Consider the following 14,061-nt stretch of genomic DNA (forward strand, 5'->3'; position numbering starts at 1 on the left):
GCTGATTCAATCCATCAATTGATCGTACAGCTGTCTAATAACTTCTGTAAAAAACTATCACAGCGCTCAATTTCACTCAGCTCGACATATTCATCGGCTTTATGTGCTTGCTCAATACTACCGGGACCGCAGATAATCGTTGGGATACCAGCATTGGTAAATTGCCCGCCCTCAGTTGCATAAGCCACTTTATGACGCTCGTTATCTCCAGTCAGTGCGGCTATTAACGATTGCAATTCAGCACTGTCGTTATCAGTCATTGCCGGTACGCTTTCTTCTTGCATCAGCTCAATGCCAGTATCGGCAGCACGTGCCTGCATCTGGGCATTTAATTCTGCCACTTTCGCTTGAATCGGTGCAAGAATATCCTCTTGCGTCATATGCGGCAGATTACGATAGTCAAAGGTAAACTCGCACAGATTGGGGACAATATTGGTTGCCGTCCCACCTCGAATCGTGCCTACAGACAATGTGGAATAAGGCACATCGAACAGTGCATCATTATCACTGCGATGACTAATCTCTTCTGCCAACTCATCGACATAACCAATCAAACGACTGGCATAGCTGATAGCATTGACACCTTGGGCGGTCAATGACGAATGCGCAGACTTACCATGGACGCGGCAACGATAAACGGCAATGCCTTTATGTGCCACAACCATCGTCATATTGGTTGGCTCACCGACGATACAATAATCAGGTGTGATACCACGCGCTTTCAAATCTGCCAGTATCAATGGCGCACCCAAACAGCCCACTTCTTCATCGAATGACAATGCTAAATGCAGTGGACGACGTAACTGACCGCTATTTGATAACTGCACAGCGCGTGGTAATAACGTCAATGCACAAGCGATAAAGCCTTTCATATCACACGCACCGCGTCCGTATAGCTTATTGCCACGTATCGTCGCGGTAAAAGGCTCTGATGTCCATGCTTGCCCGTCGACTGGCACGACGTCAGTATGACCAGACAGCACGAGACCATGATTGACTTCGTCAGCGTTTGCCCCTGCTGGCACAGTAACGAATAGATTGGCTTTGTTTTTGGCTTCATTAAAAGTCAAGTCTACTATCAAACCCAATTGTTCACAGTAGGCTTGCACATCTTTAATCAAGGCTAAATTTGAATGGCGACTGACCGTATCAAAGCCAATCAAACGCGTTAGCCAATCGATACTATGCGCAGGGTAAGACGTATTTTTGAGCTGATTATTATTGTTCGAAGTCATGAAATATCCTTATCACGATATAATACCGATTTTAGAAATACGGTTAGCGATGTTAAATTTTCCAAGCCTATTAGATGTAGTACTCGCACTCATTTTTCGCTACTGTAATTTCTGGAATGGTAAAAATAGAAAGCGTTAGCTTTTTTGCAATGAACGCCTTTGTAAATCTTTTACCTCTTCATCCAAGCCTGCAATCGGACCTTGTACTGGTACATTTGGTGCTACTTCTTGAATACTTAATGAGTTAATTGGTGATGAGGATTTTACGCCCATCTCCTCCATCCATTCATCCAACTGTTTTGATGAGCTGACATAAACGATACGACCAAGCCCTGCCCACGCATGAGCAGCGGAGCACATGGCACAATGTTCGCCTGAGGTATAAACCACCGCTTTTGTACGCGCGTCAGTAGTCATATTCTCTGCGGCCCATTTAGCAACGGCAATCTCAGGATGATAAGTAGCATCGACAGAATTGGCACGATTGCGATCTTCATGCAGCACATGACCGTCGCCGTCGACTAATACGCTACCAAATGGCTCATCGCCCGCCTCGAAAGCTTCAGTAGCAAGCTCAATAGAGCGGCGTAAATGAATCATATCATTGTCAGTTATCATCTCCATCTCCTTTTATCACTTCATACTAGGACGTGTTGAATATCAACTCATATCAAAGCATTTACGATAGCGTCTTTATTATGAAGGACGGTTTTGATTCATCGCATCAACGACTGGTGGCATTGGCTTTGGTAACTTGCCTTCTGCCTGCAGCTCTTTGGTGGTTTTTGCATCGATAGCCAGTCCAGCAATCAGGGCAATATCTTTGACAGGTTTACGCGTGCGGGTGGCAAAGCTCACTGGCACCATGCGCGCAAACTCATAAATATGCAGATAAGACTCTTCGCCACCTTCAAAGTTTTCGTCATCTTCTAAGCGAATACCACCGATTTTAGCCAAATCAGACAACATCTCATTTTCGTCACCACTTAGACCACAGTCGGTAATCCCAAAACCCGTCATAAAACCATTTGCCCACTGTTTCAATGCCATCACGCGCTCGTACAAATCATGTTCATCATCTGGTATTAATGGCGTGTAAGAATAAGCATCGTCTTTGTCTTTAAGCTGAAAAACCGTGTCTTCCGCTTCTTCTGTTAACAGTGTCAATGCCTCATCAGGTAAAGGCGCAAAACTGAGCTCCTCAAATACCTTAGCCCATACTTGCTCATCAGGCGCATTACAGGCAGTCATAAGCCCTGTCATCAAGCCGTGCACTTCGCTGATAGACACGTCAGTCCAGTCATCAAAAGCAGTCAGCCATGTATTCCAGCCAGATATATTGTCATTCATAATAAAGATCCTAGTGATTGATTATTGCTTAAAAAATATTGCTTAAAAAATAAAAATAGACGAATAAAATAGGTGTGAGACATCGCTTGATATTATCAATCAAACCATGGCTAATAAAAATAAACAAACAACACCTAATATAGGTAATTACTTTGTTGATATAGATATTATGCGGTCACCTATGGCATTATTAAACGCAGAGAACTAAATTCATTCACGCTTACTTGTTAAGGATAAAAACTGACTATGTATGATCAACTTAGAATATTAGAAAAAATGATACTCGACATAAAAAAACAGTATCAGCTTGTCAGTGCTGAACTTAGCAGCCTCAAACAGCATCCTGTTAGCGACCCTCAAGAGCTTGCAGCATTAACGACCAAGCTCAACACTAGTCATAGCGAACGCGACGGTGCCAAAAAACAATTGAACGATCTCGACAAGCGCTACCAAAGCTTGGCTGAAGCGCATCATATGATAGGCGAAGAGCAAGACAAACTGCAAAAACAGGTCAGTCAATTGCAACAACAAAACAGCCAGTTACAGCAACAAAATAATGAATTAAAGCAGCAATATAGCGATATTAAACAGCAAAACAGTGAGCTGCAGAAAAAGAATCAATTGGCAGCGGAGCGTACACAAGTTGTATTAAAACGCTTAACCCACATCGATCAAGTAGAAGGCTGATCAGTGATGGCAATGAGCGATGACCGATCATCACTGCTTGCTAATGAAACCGACAAAATCAAAACGGTAATATCTTATATTACTCATTTTACTGACCAAACATTGTAGGATTTATCATGACCGATGACCACAAAAACTCTATAGAGAAACAGCCACAAAATGGCCAACAGCAGAATATTTCTTCTAAACTACAACCAGTCGCTGCAACTGGTTCAAATACGTCGAGTGCTACTGTGAAAACCACTATCCCTGAACCACAAATCAAAAAGGTTGATATTGCAATTGCGGGTGTCACTTATCCTATTTATTGCCCAGTACACGAACAAGAAGAGCTGCTCTCAGCTGTCTCGTATATCAATAACCATGCACTAGATCTCAAACGAGATGCGCCAAGCCTCAGTCAAGAAAGTATCTTAGTACTGTGCTGCTTGAATTTGTATGAAAAAATACACACCAATCAAAGAAGCGATGAAGATCGACTACAGCAAGACAAACAATCCGAAGCGCTATTAAATAAAATTATGAAAGACGCACAGTCTGTTTTATAAGCGCATATTAGGCGACGAAACAATAAGCGCTTCGCTCTGATGAGCCAAGCGCTTTTTTATGCCTAAGTCATAATATAATTATTTATACATTAGGGTTATAAACCTTACCTGCATGAAAATCTGCTTGATGCTCATAATTGCAAAAAAACAATGCTTGGTTTTCACCAATAGCACTTTCACTATTTGCAGCCAAGTTGGGCTTGGTTTCAAGGACGCCGCGGTATTCAGCCAAGCTGTTGCCACAAAAATTGCACTGACGCGGTGTAATCACATCCCCTTTTTTTGGCATCATGCTTTTGGGCGCACGCGGGTACATAAATTTATAAAACCCCCACATTACTATCCAAATAACGATGATGATAATGATAACAGCAAACACGGCAGTGCTCCTTTAAATATGAGTAAGCGCTATGAATGATAAAAGCCGTTTGGCGGATTATTCAATACGTCTGAACAGTATAACTTAACCATCAATACTGACGATAGTGCTATGCTTTAGCGAGTTAATTGTCCATCCATTTATCATGGTAATTTATCAATAAATGCCATGATACGGTGTAAAAAACTGGCCATAGCGGGCCAGTTTTTGTATTAAACAGAAAATAAAGTGAGCGATCTATATTAGTAAAACTATAGCTGCAACTCACTGATATCAGCGACGGTTAAAAACAATGCGCGTACTTGCTTAAGCAGCGCTAAGCGGTTGTTTTTAAGGGCGGCGTCTTCACTGTTGACCATCACATTATCAAAGAATTGCGTCAACGGCTCATCTAAGCTGGCAAGCGTTTGCAATACTTGTGTGTAATCCGCTTGTTCTAGCAGCGGTTTAACCGCCGTCTGCGCTTGCAGCACGCTTGCATATAAACTTTGCTCGGCAGATTCAGACAATAGCGATTCATCGACAGTATCAGCGACACTCACTTCTGATTTGGCCAATATATTGGCGACACGCTTGTTTGAATCAGCAAGCATTGAAGCTTGTGACAATTCGCTAAACGTTTGAACAGCGCGAATACGCTGATCAAAATCAAGCGGCATATGCGGGTTAATCGCTTGCACGGCCTGAATGATATCGACGCTCACGCCCTGCTCGGTATACATCGCACGATAGCGCGAGTTTAAGAATGCCATGACCTGAGTAAACGTATCACCCATTTTTTCAATCTTGCTGCCTTCAGCGTCACTATAGCCTTTGATTGCTTGTTCAACGAGCGCAACCAGATTAATTGGCAATTGCTTTTCGATCAAAATACGCAAGATACCGATGGCTGAACGACGTAGGCTGAACGGATCTTTTGAACCCGTCGGTGCTTGGTCAATGGCAAAAATACCAACAAGCGTATCTAAACGGTCGGCTAATGCTAAGCAAATGCCAATTGGTGTTTGTGGTAATACGTCACCGCTGAACTTGGGCAAATATTGCTCTTCTAAACTTGCCGCGACTGCTTCAGGCTCATTATTCAAACGCGCATAATAAGTGCCTGCAATGCCTTGTAATTCAGGATATTCACCTACGAGCGAGCTAGCTAAATCTGCTTTGGATAAAATACCCGCACGCACCGTTTCATCGATATCAATCTGCTGACCTTGCTGTTGCATCAAGGCGGCAATAAAGGCGGCAAGCTTGGCAATACGCTCAGATTTTTCCCAAATCGTACCCAGCTTGTCTTGGAAAACGCGAGTTTTGAGGCTTTCTGTCAACGCAAACAATGGCTGCTTCTGGTCTTGCAAGAAGAAAAACTCGGCATCGGCTAAACGCGGACGTACGACTTTCTCATTACCTTCGATAATTTGATTGGGATCTTTTGACTCAATGTTGGTAATAAAAATAAAGTAAGGCTGCAACTTGCCTGCTTTATCAGTTAAGCAAAAATACTTCTGATCCGCTTGCATGGTAGAGATAAGCGCTTCTTGCGGTACCTGTAAAAAACGTGGCTCAAAGCTTGCTCGCAGTGCAATCGGAAAATCAACCAATGCGGTGACTTCATCCAACAAATCTTGCGGCACGATAGCATCAGCATTGACCTCATCTGCTAGTGCTTTGACTTGGTTTTTGATCAGCATTTGACGCTTATCAAAATCAGCCACGACTTTTAAACCGCCTAGTAATTCTTCGTAGTCATTGGCGTGCGCAATCTCATGATAGTTAGGACTATGGAAGCGGTGGCCACGAGTTTGCGTGCCTGTTTGATGGCCTTGGATAGTCGCATCAATGACAGTACTATCTTGCATCAATACCGCCCACTGGACTGGACGCACAAATTCATTGCGGCTGGCACCTGAACGCATACGCTTAGCAATCGGTAGATTGTCTAGTGCAGTCTGAAAAATGGTAGCTAACAGTTCAGTAGTTGCTTGACCATGAATGACTTGCTCATAACCAACATAATTACCTTTGTCGGTGTTAATCGTTATCAGCTCACTGGCTTCAATGCCTAAACCCTTGGCAAAACCCATTGCTGCACGTGTTGGATTACCTTCCGCATCAAAGGCAGCTTTAATCGCAGGACCGCGCTTTTGCTCGCTACGATCCGGCTGCTTATCGCTAATGCCCTGAATTTGAAGCGCTAAACGACGCGGGGCAGCAAAGGCTTTGATACTATCGAAGCTAATTTCTGCTTCATTCAATTGTTCAGTGACACTCGCTTGTAGCGCATCACGTAGAGGTTTTAGGCTTTTTGGAGGTAGCTCTTCACACCCCAGTTCAAATAGAATAGTACTCATGGGATGCTCCTATTTATTAGTAGTTTGGTTGTTGTCAGTAGCTTGATTATTTTCTGTACTTTCAGTTGCAGCGTCTTCTTTGGGCAAATACTTATCGAGCGCCGCTTGACGATGCGCCTCATCCGCTAATGGAAAACCCAATTTTGCGCGTGCTTCAACGTAACCAATGGCAACCTTACGGGCAAGCGTACGCACACGTAGGATAAAACGCTGACGTTCGGTCACTGAAATCGCACCACGAGCGTCGAGTAAATTAAAAGCATGTGAGGCTTTTAGTACCATCTCATAGGCAGGTAATGGCAACCCTTCAGCAACCAATTTATCTGCTTGCTGCTCATAAAAGTCAAACATCTGACCCATCATTGGCACATCAGCGTGCTCAAAGTTATAGGTAGACTGTTCCACTTCATTTTGATGAAAAACATCGCCATAAGTCACACGACCAAATTCACCATCTGCCCAAACCAAATCGTAAACGCTATCAACGCCTTGCACATACATCGCCAAGCGTTCAAGACCATAAGTGATTTCGCCAGTTACTGGGAAACACTCAATGCCGCCCACTTGCTGGAAGTAGGTAAACTGGGTCACTTCCATACCGTTAAGCCAAATCTCCCAACCAAGTCCCCACGCACCTAGCGTAGGCGACTCCCAGTTGTCTTCGACGAAACGCACATCATGTACCAACGGATCGATACCAATGGCTCTTAGCGAGTCCAAATACAGCTCTTGGATATTGGGTGGATTTGGCTTTAGCACCACTTGAAACTGATAGTAATGCTGCAAGCGGTTGGGGTTGTCACCGTAGCGACCATCAGTTGGACGACGTGATGGCTGCACATAGGCAGCATTCCAACGCTCAGGACCTAACGAGCGTAAAAATGTCGCGGTGTGAAAAGTACCCGCGCCGACTTCCATATCATAAGGCTGCAAGATAACACAGCCCTTATCTGCCCAATAATTCTGTAGGGTTAGGATTAAATCCTGAAACGTCATCGGTTGAGGGTCTGTATTTTCTATCATCGGAGTTGTCGCTTGGGATGTCATAGTTTGGGTTTTCATAGTAAAGCCACTGTGGAATGGATATTTATAAATAAAGTTTTGATAGCACTCGTATAGCCTATTCGGCAACGACTCTATTTGCCTGCTCACCTTACTAAAAATTGACTATTTTATCTATATTTACATCAATTAAATTTATGCTGCAGACCTAAACCAGTCGTTATAAGGCTCATTTGTAATCAAACTACTGCAATATAGAAGGCACAAAAGTAGCAGATAAAAAAATACCCAAATGCGCGAGCATCTGGGCAGGAGGAAAGGTATGTCTTTGGTATCCTGATGAGTCAGGCTTTTTGTTTTTTAGTCGAACTGCTATTCTCTTTTTTTGGTAAAAATCTATCTGAACTAATTTCTATAGTAATTCTATTAAAACGATACTGCTATTAAGCTGTTAAAAAGATACGAGCAAATATGAAATAACCTTACTGGTAAGAGGCATTAGTCGCTTTTGGCATGATTATCCATAAAATTATATAAATTAAGATGCCAGGTACTGCTGCACTCAAAGATGAGATAATCACGAATAATACTCTCACCCAAGTTGGTGACCAACCAACGTATTCGGCAATGCCGCCCATCACACCTGCTATCATGCGATTGTTCTGTGAGCGATGTAGTTTTGCTAGTTTAGCCAAATCAAATACCTCTCTATCATTTCTATTGTTATTCAAAATTCTGCTTTTTACTTTTTTTCTTCTATTTTTATGCTTTTTTTCCGATTCTAGTCAGGAAACTACTTAGCCTTCTTAACTTATGAATAAGTATAGCAACTATTTAATATTTATCTGTTGAACGTATAGACGTACTTTGTGAGTTTATGCTAACCAAGCTTGCCCTAATCTGTCATAAAACCTCATAAACTGCTGATTTTAAATAATTATTTCAAAATGTTTCACGATTAGCTTTATTGCTGCCATATTACACATGTTGTTACAAATCCAATATTTAGCCATTTTCAGCACATAGATATTGTGTAGATGAAACTTCAGAAATGGTGAGATACTCAAACAATTACAGTTAAATTAATAGCTTGGTCATATTTTTATCAGAAAACAGTCGTATAAAAAAACACCCCTTTACAATAACCTACCTGTAAATCGCCTTAAACCTTTATAACATGCTGGTAAATAACAGATATTCCAGCAGTCTATCTATAAAATTAGTGCGATGAAGCATGACTAAAAATTAAGGAAAGCTATGTACGAGTCAGGATTGATGATTGGACATTTTGAGCCACTACACTTAGGTCAAATGCGCAGTATATTGGCTGCGGCAGGACAAGCGAAAACCTTGCATATTATCATTATGGCGCATCCAGCACCGCATCCAGACTTTGACATTACTTTGCAAGACAAAGCACGTTGGCTACAGATGGCGTGTGCTGATTTGCCATTTATCCAGATTCATACCACTCATGAGATTGAGCTGCCGCTACATGATAGCTTCGTTGATGTGACAATCGACATTCCTGCCAGCAATGCCAAACTACAACGTTTGACGACAGCGCTCGACTTACCAGCAGATACAGTATTGTTTGTCGCAGAAAACCATCCATTGGCGCAGAGTGGTGTCTATGAGCGATTATCGATACCAGTCGTCACGACCCCGCTACAGCCTGAGTTTGATTCTTATGCCATCGCTCGTAATCCAGTCGCGCATTGGTCAGCCATTCACCCGCAAGCGCGCGGCGACTATACCAAAACGGTGGCGATTGTTGGCGGCGAAAGTTCGGGTAAGACCACATTGGTGCATAAACTGGCCAATTATTATGGCGCCAGCTTTGCTTTAGAGATGGGACGCTTATATGTCGGTACAGATTTGGGCGGTAGTGAAGTCGGTCTACAATACAATGACTATGGTCCGATTGCCCTTCAGCATGCTCAAGCTATAAGAGATGCGGCGGCTAATGCGACCGCTCCTGTCACCATCGTTGATACCGATTTTGTGACCACTCAAGCATTTTGTGAAGAATATGAAGGTCGCAGCCATCCTTTTGTGGCGGCTTGTATCGATGAGTTTCGCTTAGATCATACCATTATGCTGGATAACAATACGCCGTGGATTGATGATGGCATGCGCTCATTGGGCACGCCTGAGGCGCGTGGACGCTTTGAGCAACGTCTCGTCGATATTTTTGCTCGTCATGATATCAAACCACACATGGTTGATCAGCCAGATTACGATGCGCGCTATCAGCAAGCGCTGCTGCTTATCGATCAGTATGTTTATGGCAGATAGAGGAGATGGTAAAAATAGCGATGGCAAGAATAGCGATAATACAAAAATAATATGATACTAAAAAATAAAATAAGAACTCATTGTAGTTTTAATACTTTAAGGAAAAAGGCTTTATGCGTATTCAGCTATTAGATAATATTACTGGAAAGTGGGCGATGCAATGGATTGTCACTTGGTTCATTTGCGGGGTGATAGCATTATCCGCAGGTTTTTGGCTCACGACAGAACACACCACACTTGATATGTTTTATTTGGGCGTGTCTTTCGTTGGTTTGGTCTGTGTGGTTTCGCTATCATTTCGCAAAAATGTCATGGGCAACGGGTTGGGAATGGCAGCGACTGCGGGAGAAGTCGTCGTGCAGGCGACGTCTGGTGCAGTCGGTTTGATGCTCGCGCCGCTCTTTAACTTTTTCACCCATGTCTACGGTATTTTTTATTGGTCAAAACATACCGATCCTGATGGCGACATGATACCAAAGGCGGCGAGCAAAGCGGTTTGGTTGATTACCGCCGCCTTTATTATTATTGGTCTCGCACTTTTCCCCACGGTGAATGATTTACTCGCCAGCTATGGCTATGCAGTGGTTGAAGATGATAATAGCAAATTCCTAGGATTTATCTCCTTCTTTTGGATCAACGTCATTGCTTTTGTCCTCTCCATTACTGCACAAGCCGCGATGATTTTGCGCTATTCATTTAACTGGTGGTTATGGATTATCGTTAACTTTGTCTGGCTCATCGTCAATTTAATGTCGGGCAATTACATTTTTGCCATTCAAACCATGATATATCAAATAAACGCCTTTATTGGTTTGTATGAATGGCAGCGCAGTGAACAAGGTTAACGGTTATCTTGTATGGTCATAAGTGGTGATATCTCAAAAGAATAAAACCAAAGAGCTCGCAGATATTGGCAAACATGTTGATAACGTTATAGGTTTTGACTGTGGCGTCTATCAGATAATGTGGTGGACTGGCTCAATTAGTGCTACAACTGATAGGAGAGATTTTTCAATTCATCTACTAACATGGAGGTTAGTATGTCTCGTACTCAGCAAAAGCGGCTGTCTAAACGCACACTTGAGCAATGGCTTAGTGAATATTCTGTCAGTCATCAAAACCTAGTCAATAAAAAAATCCATTGGCTATGCGTTCCTACTATATTTGTCAGCCTGTTAGGCATGGGCATGTCGCTATCAGTTTGGTTTACCTTGGTACTTAGCGCGTTGGTATTGTTATTTTATATGCGTTTATCCACGCCGTTATTCTTGGCGATGGGAATGTTTATTCTTATCTGTTTGTCAGCAATGGCATTATTACCATGGGGCTTTAAGGTTTGGGCGGCTATTTTTGTGGTTGCTTGGATTGGACAGTTCATTGGTCATAAAATTGAAGGCAAAAAACCCTCGTTTTTTGAAGACTTACAATTTTTATTAATTGGTCCAGCATGGGTAGCTAATAGCTTGATGGGTCGTAAAAAAAGCCAAGCCTAACTATTTATCCTTGATAGTATCTTTAAGCTTAGTATCTTTAAGCTCAGTATCGTTAGAATTAGTACCTAAAAAACCACCATCTAAAATTGATCTTTTTGCTCAAAAAAGCACCGCTCGACAATCCGTTAAGTGGTGCTTTGTATATTAAGCTAGCAAAGAACAAATTATGAAAAATAAGCTATCAAAAAAATTTATTGACTGTAATTAACTACTCTAACTTTCAGAACAATAACACTGTAAACATAGCGTCAAATAACCACAGCAGAACCGTTTACTTCAGAATAGAACCATTCATTTTAGAATAGAGCCAACAGCATAAGTTCAGCCTATTCGCCCGATAGTTAATACGCGACAAGCCTCTACGCAATGTACTGTAGAAATTCTTCATTACGCGCCATCACCGGCAGATACAGCACTGGCTGTCCCGTTCTAAACGTTGAGTTGGGTTTTTCTGATCGACACATTGATTTGATCGAAGAAGGGTATGAGCTGGTCGAGTATTAAGAGCTGCAAGATTCCAGCGACCAAGCAAAACGGCTGGCGCTGACTCGTTATTCGCTCTGTACCAGTCCCGACTATCTGAGCAGAATGGGATTACTTGAGACGCTAGCAGATTTGAGAAATCATGAATTTTTACAATATGGTCTGGGCAAAAGAAGCAATTTAGAGCTGACGGACGAAGAAGGCAGAAAGCTTAAGCACAGGATTCATGCCAAAATTAATGCCACTAATGCTGAGTTTTGGTAGATATGGCCGTCAAAGGTCAGGGCATTACCTTTATACAAGGTCGATATCTGAATACAGTGTCGATATTTGCTCACGCAAATAATATCACATGTCTATCACAGTCGAATTATCGCTTATAGCCCTACCGAATCCAGCAATCTTGGTTACTTGTGAGCCTTACTCAGTGATAGCAGAAATGACACCAATCAGTTTTTTGGTTTTATATCTTGCTTCTGCTAGTGCCATCTTATTCTGCGCTACCACAGTCAATACACAAGGTTTACCAATATAGTCAGTTTTGACAAATAGCATATTTCCAGCAGTGGCTTCGACGATAGTGATGTCGCACTTGCCCTGCTTCATTTGACTCGCGGATGAATCACTCAGTGCTGATAGTGTGCTACTCATCGCTGCAAACTTGTCCGTTTGATTGCTCAATTCACTGATCGAAAAGCAACTAATGGGAAAGCCATCTGTGGTGCATAAGCTAACCAATATGACTTCTCTATTGGCGTCACACAATGCTTTCATGTGGCTTAATAACGCTATTTTTGCTGGTGATTTTTCGTCTAATTTTTCTTTTAACATAGTCATATCTGGCATTAGTCTTGATTATTAAGGGTATTAAATAATGACAACAGAGACACAGCGGACTCTCTGTTCCTAGGATCTGTATAGAGCACAGGTGCCACCACATTATGCTGCATCAACATCACTCTTATTTCTTGTCCCAGTGCTGAAAGACTATCTTTGTCAGCATCTTCGCAATGAGTGATGCCAATGATACACGTGGTCTGATTTTTTTCTGGTGCAAAAAAGTGTAACAGCTTATCTAAATTGGCATAATCGGGTGTCTCGCCATATCTAATCAAAATGAGCAATCCCCATAGCGACTGATTGACAAACTCCCATAAAAAAGAAAACCGCTCTTGACCTGGCACACCGTAAATACCTAGCGCCATATCGTCAGACAGAGTGATGCGCCCATAATCGATACCGACCGTCGTGTACTCTTTACCGATATCGATACTAGATTTTGCTTCTGTTTCGATGGGGCTTATCTCGCTTAGGGTTTTGACCAACCGAGTCTTTCCAGCACCTACTTCCCCAATGATTGCTAGTTTCTGATAATTCAATTTTTTACCTCATTCCTAGGAATTTTTTGATCGCACCATAAAATTTATTAGGTTTTTTCTCATTTACGGTTTGCTCATGTATCGGTGCTGCCTCTGTGACACTCAATAAACCTAAACGATCAAACTCTCTGATAATCTGTGTGACTTGATGATGGCTGCCAAAATCACCACTGTCCGCTAGTGCATTAAACGAATAAGGCTTTTTAGTCAATTTGATACACAGGTTCATAATCATTTGCGGCTGGCTTTCATTGTTGAGATCAGGCCATGCCAGCAATCTTAAATCCTTACCTTCATAATACTTTTCAGGCACCGTATCAGATTTTTTTATATCAATAAACGGTTGAATACGTCTTTGTTGATACTCATTAAAGCTGTTTAACACAGCGCTATTATTCTCAATGAACGCATTAAAAAAGTTGCCTTGATCCACAAAATCGAACACGCTCACAGCCCAATTATTAAAGCTGCGTTTGATCACGCGCACATCCAGAAACACCCAAAGATCTTCATGTCTAGGATCAGAAGCTATCTTACTCATTAACTTGTCTACTTCCAGATAAGGGCCTTCTAGCACTTGCAGATACTGACCGTCACGGTAAGAGATGATACCCGTAATTTGCGATTTTGGATTATGCTTACGAGAGACGCTAACGATGTCTGATAACCCAGTAGGCATTCGAATAGTGCGATCACTGATAGGCACTCTACTGACGTATGCAATACACTTCATTTTGCCACCACTTGATAAAACGGCTCACGCTCGTTAAGTTATTCCTACTGCTTATAAAATAATAATTCGCTATGTACAGTACGTACATAGTGAATTTGACCTTGTTGCCAGTCTTGTCTTATTTAAGGC

At 42.2% G+C, this 14,061-nt stretch carries 16 protein-coding genes; 6 read left to right on the forward strand and 10 right to left on the reverse strand.

The window, feature by feature from the left end; all coding sequences use genetic code 11:
- Positions 1-14 precede the first annotated feature (14 nt).
- The 3 genes from argE to JMW94_RS02370 form a co-directional block, all read right to left on the reverse strand.
- Positions 15-1,235, reverse strand: a complete 1,221-nt coding sequence (argE, locus tag JMW94_RS02360; protein ID WP_198329491.1) for an acetylornithine deacetylase — start codon at positions 1,233-1,235, stop codon at positions 15-17.
- A gap of 135 nt (positions 1,236-1,370) precedes the next feature.
- Positions 1,371-1,853 carry a nucleoside deaminase gene (locus JMW94_RS02365; protein ID WP_198329492.1) on the reverse strand — a complete coding sequence of 161 codons (483 nt, stop codon included), beginning with the start codon at positions 1,851-1,853 and terminating at the stop codon, positions 1,371-1,373.
- A gap of 78 nt (positions 1,854-1,931) precedes the next feature.
- Positions 1,932-2,585 carry a UPF0149 family protein gene (locus JMW94_RS02370; RefSeq protein WP_198329493.1) on the reverse strand — a complete coding sequence of 218 codons (654 nt, stop codon included), beginning with the start codon at positions 2,583-2,585 and terminating at the stop codon, positions 1,932-1,934.
- Between the two features lie 246 nt (positions 2,586-2,831).
- Between JMW94_RS02370 and JMW94_RS02375 the strand changes: the two genes are divergently transcribed.
- Together JMW94_RS02375 and JMW94_RS02380 are read left to right on the forward strand one after the other, a co-directional pair.
- Entirely contained in the window at positions 2,832-3,272 is a 441-nt protein-coding gene (locus tag JMW94_RS02375; protein WP_055124734.1) for a hypothetical protein, read from the forward strand.
- A gap of 116 nt (positions 3,273-3,388) precedes the next feature.
- Positions 3,389-3,820: a cell division protein ZapA gene (locus JMW94_RS02380; RefSeq protein WP_201600534.1), complete on the forward strand. Its 432-nt coding sequence runs from the start codon at positions 3,389-3,391 to the stop codon at positions 3,818-3,820.
- Between the two features lie 82 nt (positions 3,821-3,902).
- Here the strand turns inward: JMW94_RS02380 and JMW94_RS02385 are convergent, their stop codons facing one another.
- From JMW94_RS02385 to JMW94_RS02400, 4 genes are all read right to left on the reverse strand, one after another.
- Complete coding sequence (locus JMW94_RS02385; protein WP_045454062.1) at positions 3,903-4,199, reverse strand: hypothetical protein; 297 nt, start codon at positions 4,197-4,199, stop codon at positions 3,903-3,905.
- A 251-nt stretch (positions 4,200-4,450) separates the two neighbouring features.
- On the reverse strand, positions 4,451-6,544 hold the full coding sequence (glyS, locus tag JMW94_RS02390; RefSeq protein WP_201600536.1) for a glycine--tRNA ligase subunit beta: 2,094 nt from the start codon (positions 6,542-6,544) through the stop codon (positions 4,451-4,453).
- Between the two features lie 9 nt (positions 6,545-6,553).
- Positions 6,554-7,540 carry a glycine--tRNA ligase subunit alpha gene (glyQ, locus tag JMW94_RS02395; protein WP_201565653.1) on the reverse strand — a complete coding sequence of 329 codons (987 nt, stop codon included), beginning with the start codon at positions 7,538-7,540 and terminating at the stop codon, positions 6,554-6,556.
- A 488-nt stretch (positions 7,541-8,028) separates the two neighbouring features.
- A complete protein-coding gene (locus JMW94_RS02400) occupies positions 8,029-8,241 on the reverse strand; it encodes a PspC domain-containing protein (protein ID WP_045444125.1) in 213 nt (70 codons plus the stop codon).
- 562 nt (positions 8,242-8,803) lie between these two features.
- Between JMW94_RS02400 and nadR the strand changes: the two genes are divergently transcribed.
- The 4 genes from nadR (at position 8,804) to JMW94_RS02420 (ending at position 12,084) form a co-directional block, all read left to right on the forward strand.
- Positions 8,804-9,844 carry a multifunctional transcriptional regulator/nicotinamide-nucleotide adenylyltransferase/ribosylnicotinamide kinase NadR gene (nadR, locus tag JMW94_RS02405; protein ID WP_201600539.1) on the forward strand — a complete coding sequence of 347 codons (1,041 nt, stop codon included), beginning with the start codon at positions 8,804-8,806 and terminating at the stop codon, positions 9,842-9,844.
- 113 nt (positions 9,845-9,957) lie between these two features.
- Positions 9,958-10,689 (forward strand): nicotinamide riboside transporter PnuC, encoded by a 732-nt coding sequence (gene pnuC / locus JMW94_RS02410; RefSeq protein WP_087814081.1) that lies wholly within the window; start codon positions 9,958-9,960, stop codon positions 10,687-10,689.
- A 195-nt stretch (positions 10,690-10,884) separates the two neighbouring features.
- Complete coding sequence (locus JMW94_RS02415; RefSeq protein WP_201600542.1) at positions 10,885-11,337, forward strand: DUF962 domain-containing protein; 453 nt, start codon at positions 10,885-10,887, stop codon at positions 11,335-11,337.
- A 588-nt stretch (positions 11,338-11,925) separates the two neighbouring features.
- On the forward strand, positions 11,926-12,084 hold the full coding sequence (locus JMW94_RS02420) for a hypothetical protein (RefSeq protein ID WP_201600545.1): 159 nt from the start codon (positions 11,926-11,928) through the stop codon (positions 12,082-12,084).
- A gap of 156 nt (positions 12,085-12,240) precedes the next feature.
- Here the strand turns inward: JMW94_RS02420 and JMW94_RS02425 are convergent, their stop codons facing one another.
- From JMW94_RS02425 to JMW94_RS02435, 3 genes are read right to left on the reverse strand one after another with little or no spacing between them, the layout of a single operon-like run.
- Entirely contained in the window at positions 12,241-12,657 is a 417-nt protein-coding gene (locus JMW94_RS02425) for a roadblock/LC7 domain-containing protein (RefSeq protein WP_140412966.1), read from the reverse strand.
- An 8-nt stretch (positions 12,658-12,665) separates the two neighbouring features.
- The gene (locus JMW94_RS02430; RefSeq protein WP_201600548.1) at positions 12,666-13,199 is read right to left on the reverse strand and encodes a GTP-binding protein; all 534 of its coding nucleotides are present in this window, start codon (positions 13,197-13,199) and stop codon (positions 12,666-12,668) included.
- 4 nt (positions 13,200-13,203) lie between these two features.
- Positions 13,204-13,932, reverse strand: a complete 729-nt coding sequence (locus JMW94_RS02435) for a BLUF domain-containing protein (RefSeq protein WP_201600551.1) — start codon at positions 13,930-13,932, stop codon at positions 13,204-13,206.
- Between the last annotated feature and the right edge of the window lie 129 nt (positions 13,933-14,061).

It is taken from the genome of Psychrobacter immobilis (assembly GCF_904846185.1).
In the GTDB taxonomy this organism is placed as follows: Bacteria; Pseudomonadota; Gammaproteobacteria; order Pseudomonadales; family Moraxellaceae; genus Psychrobacter; species Psychrobacter immobilis_B.

Coding starts and splice junctions, on each gene's coding strand:
- argE (WP_198329491.1), bottom strand. CDS start 1,235: ATGACTTCGAACAATAATAATCAGCTCAAAAATACGTCTTACCCTGCG.
- JMW94_RS02375 (WP_055124734.1), top strand. CDS start 2,832: ATGTATGATCAACTTAGAATATTAGAAAAAATGATACTCGACATAAAA.
- glyS (WP_201600536.1), bottom strand. CDS start 6,544: ATGAGTACTATTCTATTTGAACTGGGGTGTGAAGAGCTACCTCCAAAA.
- JMW94_RS02370 (WP_198329493.1), bottom strand. CDS start 2,585: ATGAATGACAATATATCTGGCTGGAATACATGGCTGACTGCTTTTGAT.
- JMW94_RS02420 (WP_201600545.1), top strand. CDS start 11,926: ATGGGATTACTTGAGACGCTAGCAGATTTGAGAAATCATGAATTTTTA.
- nadR (WP_201600539.1), top strand. CDS start 8,804: ATGTACGAGTCAGGATTGATGATTGGACATTTTGAGCCACTACACTTA.
- JMW94_RS02380 (WP_201600534.1), top strand. CDS start 3,389: ATGACCGATGACCACAAAAACTCTATAGAGAAACAGCCACAAAATGGC.
- JMW94_RS02425 (WP_140412966.1), bottom strand. CDS start 12,657: ATGACTATGTTAAAAGAAAAATTAGACGAAAAATCACCAGCAAAAATA.
- JMW94_RS02435 (WP_201600551.1), bottom strand. CDS start 13,932: ATGAAGTGTATTGCATACGTCAGTAGAGTGCCTATCAGTGATCGCACT.
- JMW94_RS02415 (WP_201600542.1), top strand. CDS start 10,885: ATGTCTCGTACTCAGCAAAAGCGGCTGTCTAAACGCACACTTGAGCAA.
- glyQ (WP_201565653.1), bottom strand. CDS start 7,540: ATGACGTTTCAGGATTTAATCCTAACCCTACAGAATTATTGGGCAGAT.
- pnuC (WP_087814081.1), top strand. CDS start 9,958: ATGCGTATTCAGCTATTAGATAATATTACTGGAAAGTGGGCGATGCAA.
- JMW94_RS02365 (WP_198329492.1), bottom strand. CDS start 1,853: ATGATAACTGACAATGATATGATTCATTTACGCCGCTCTATTGAGCTT.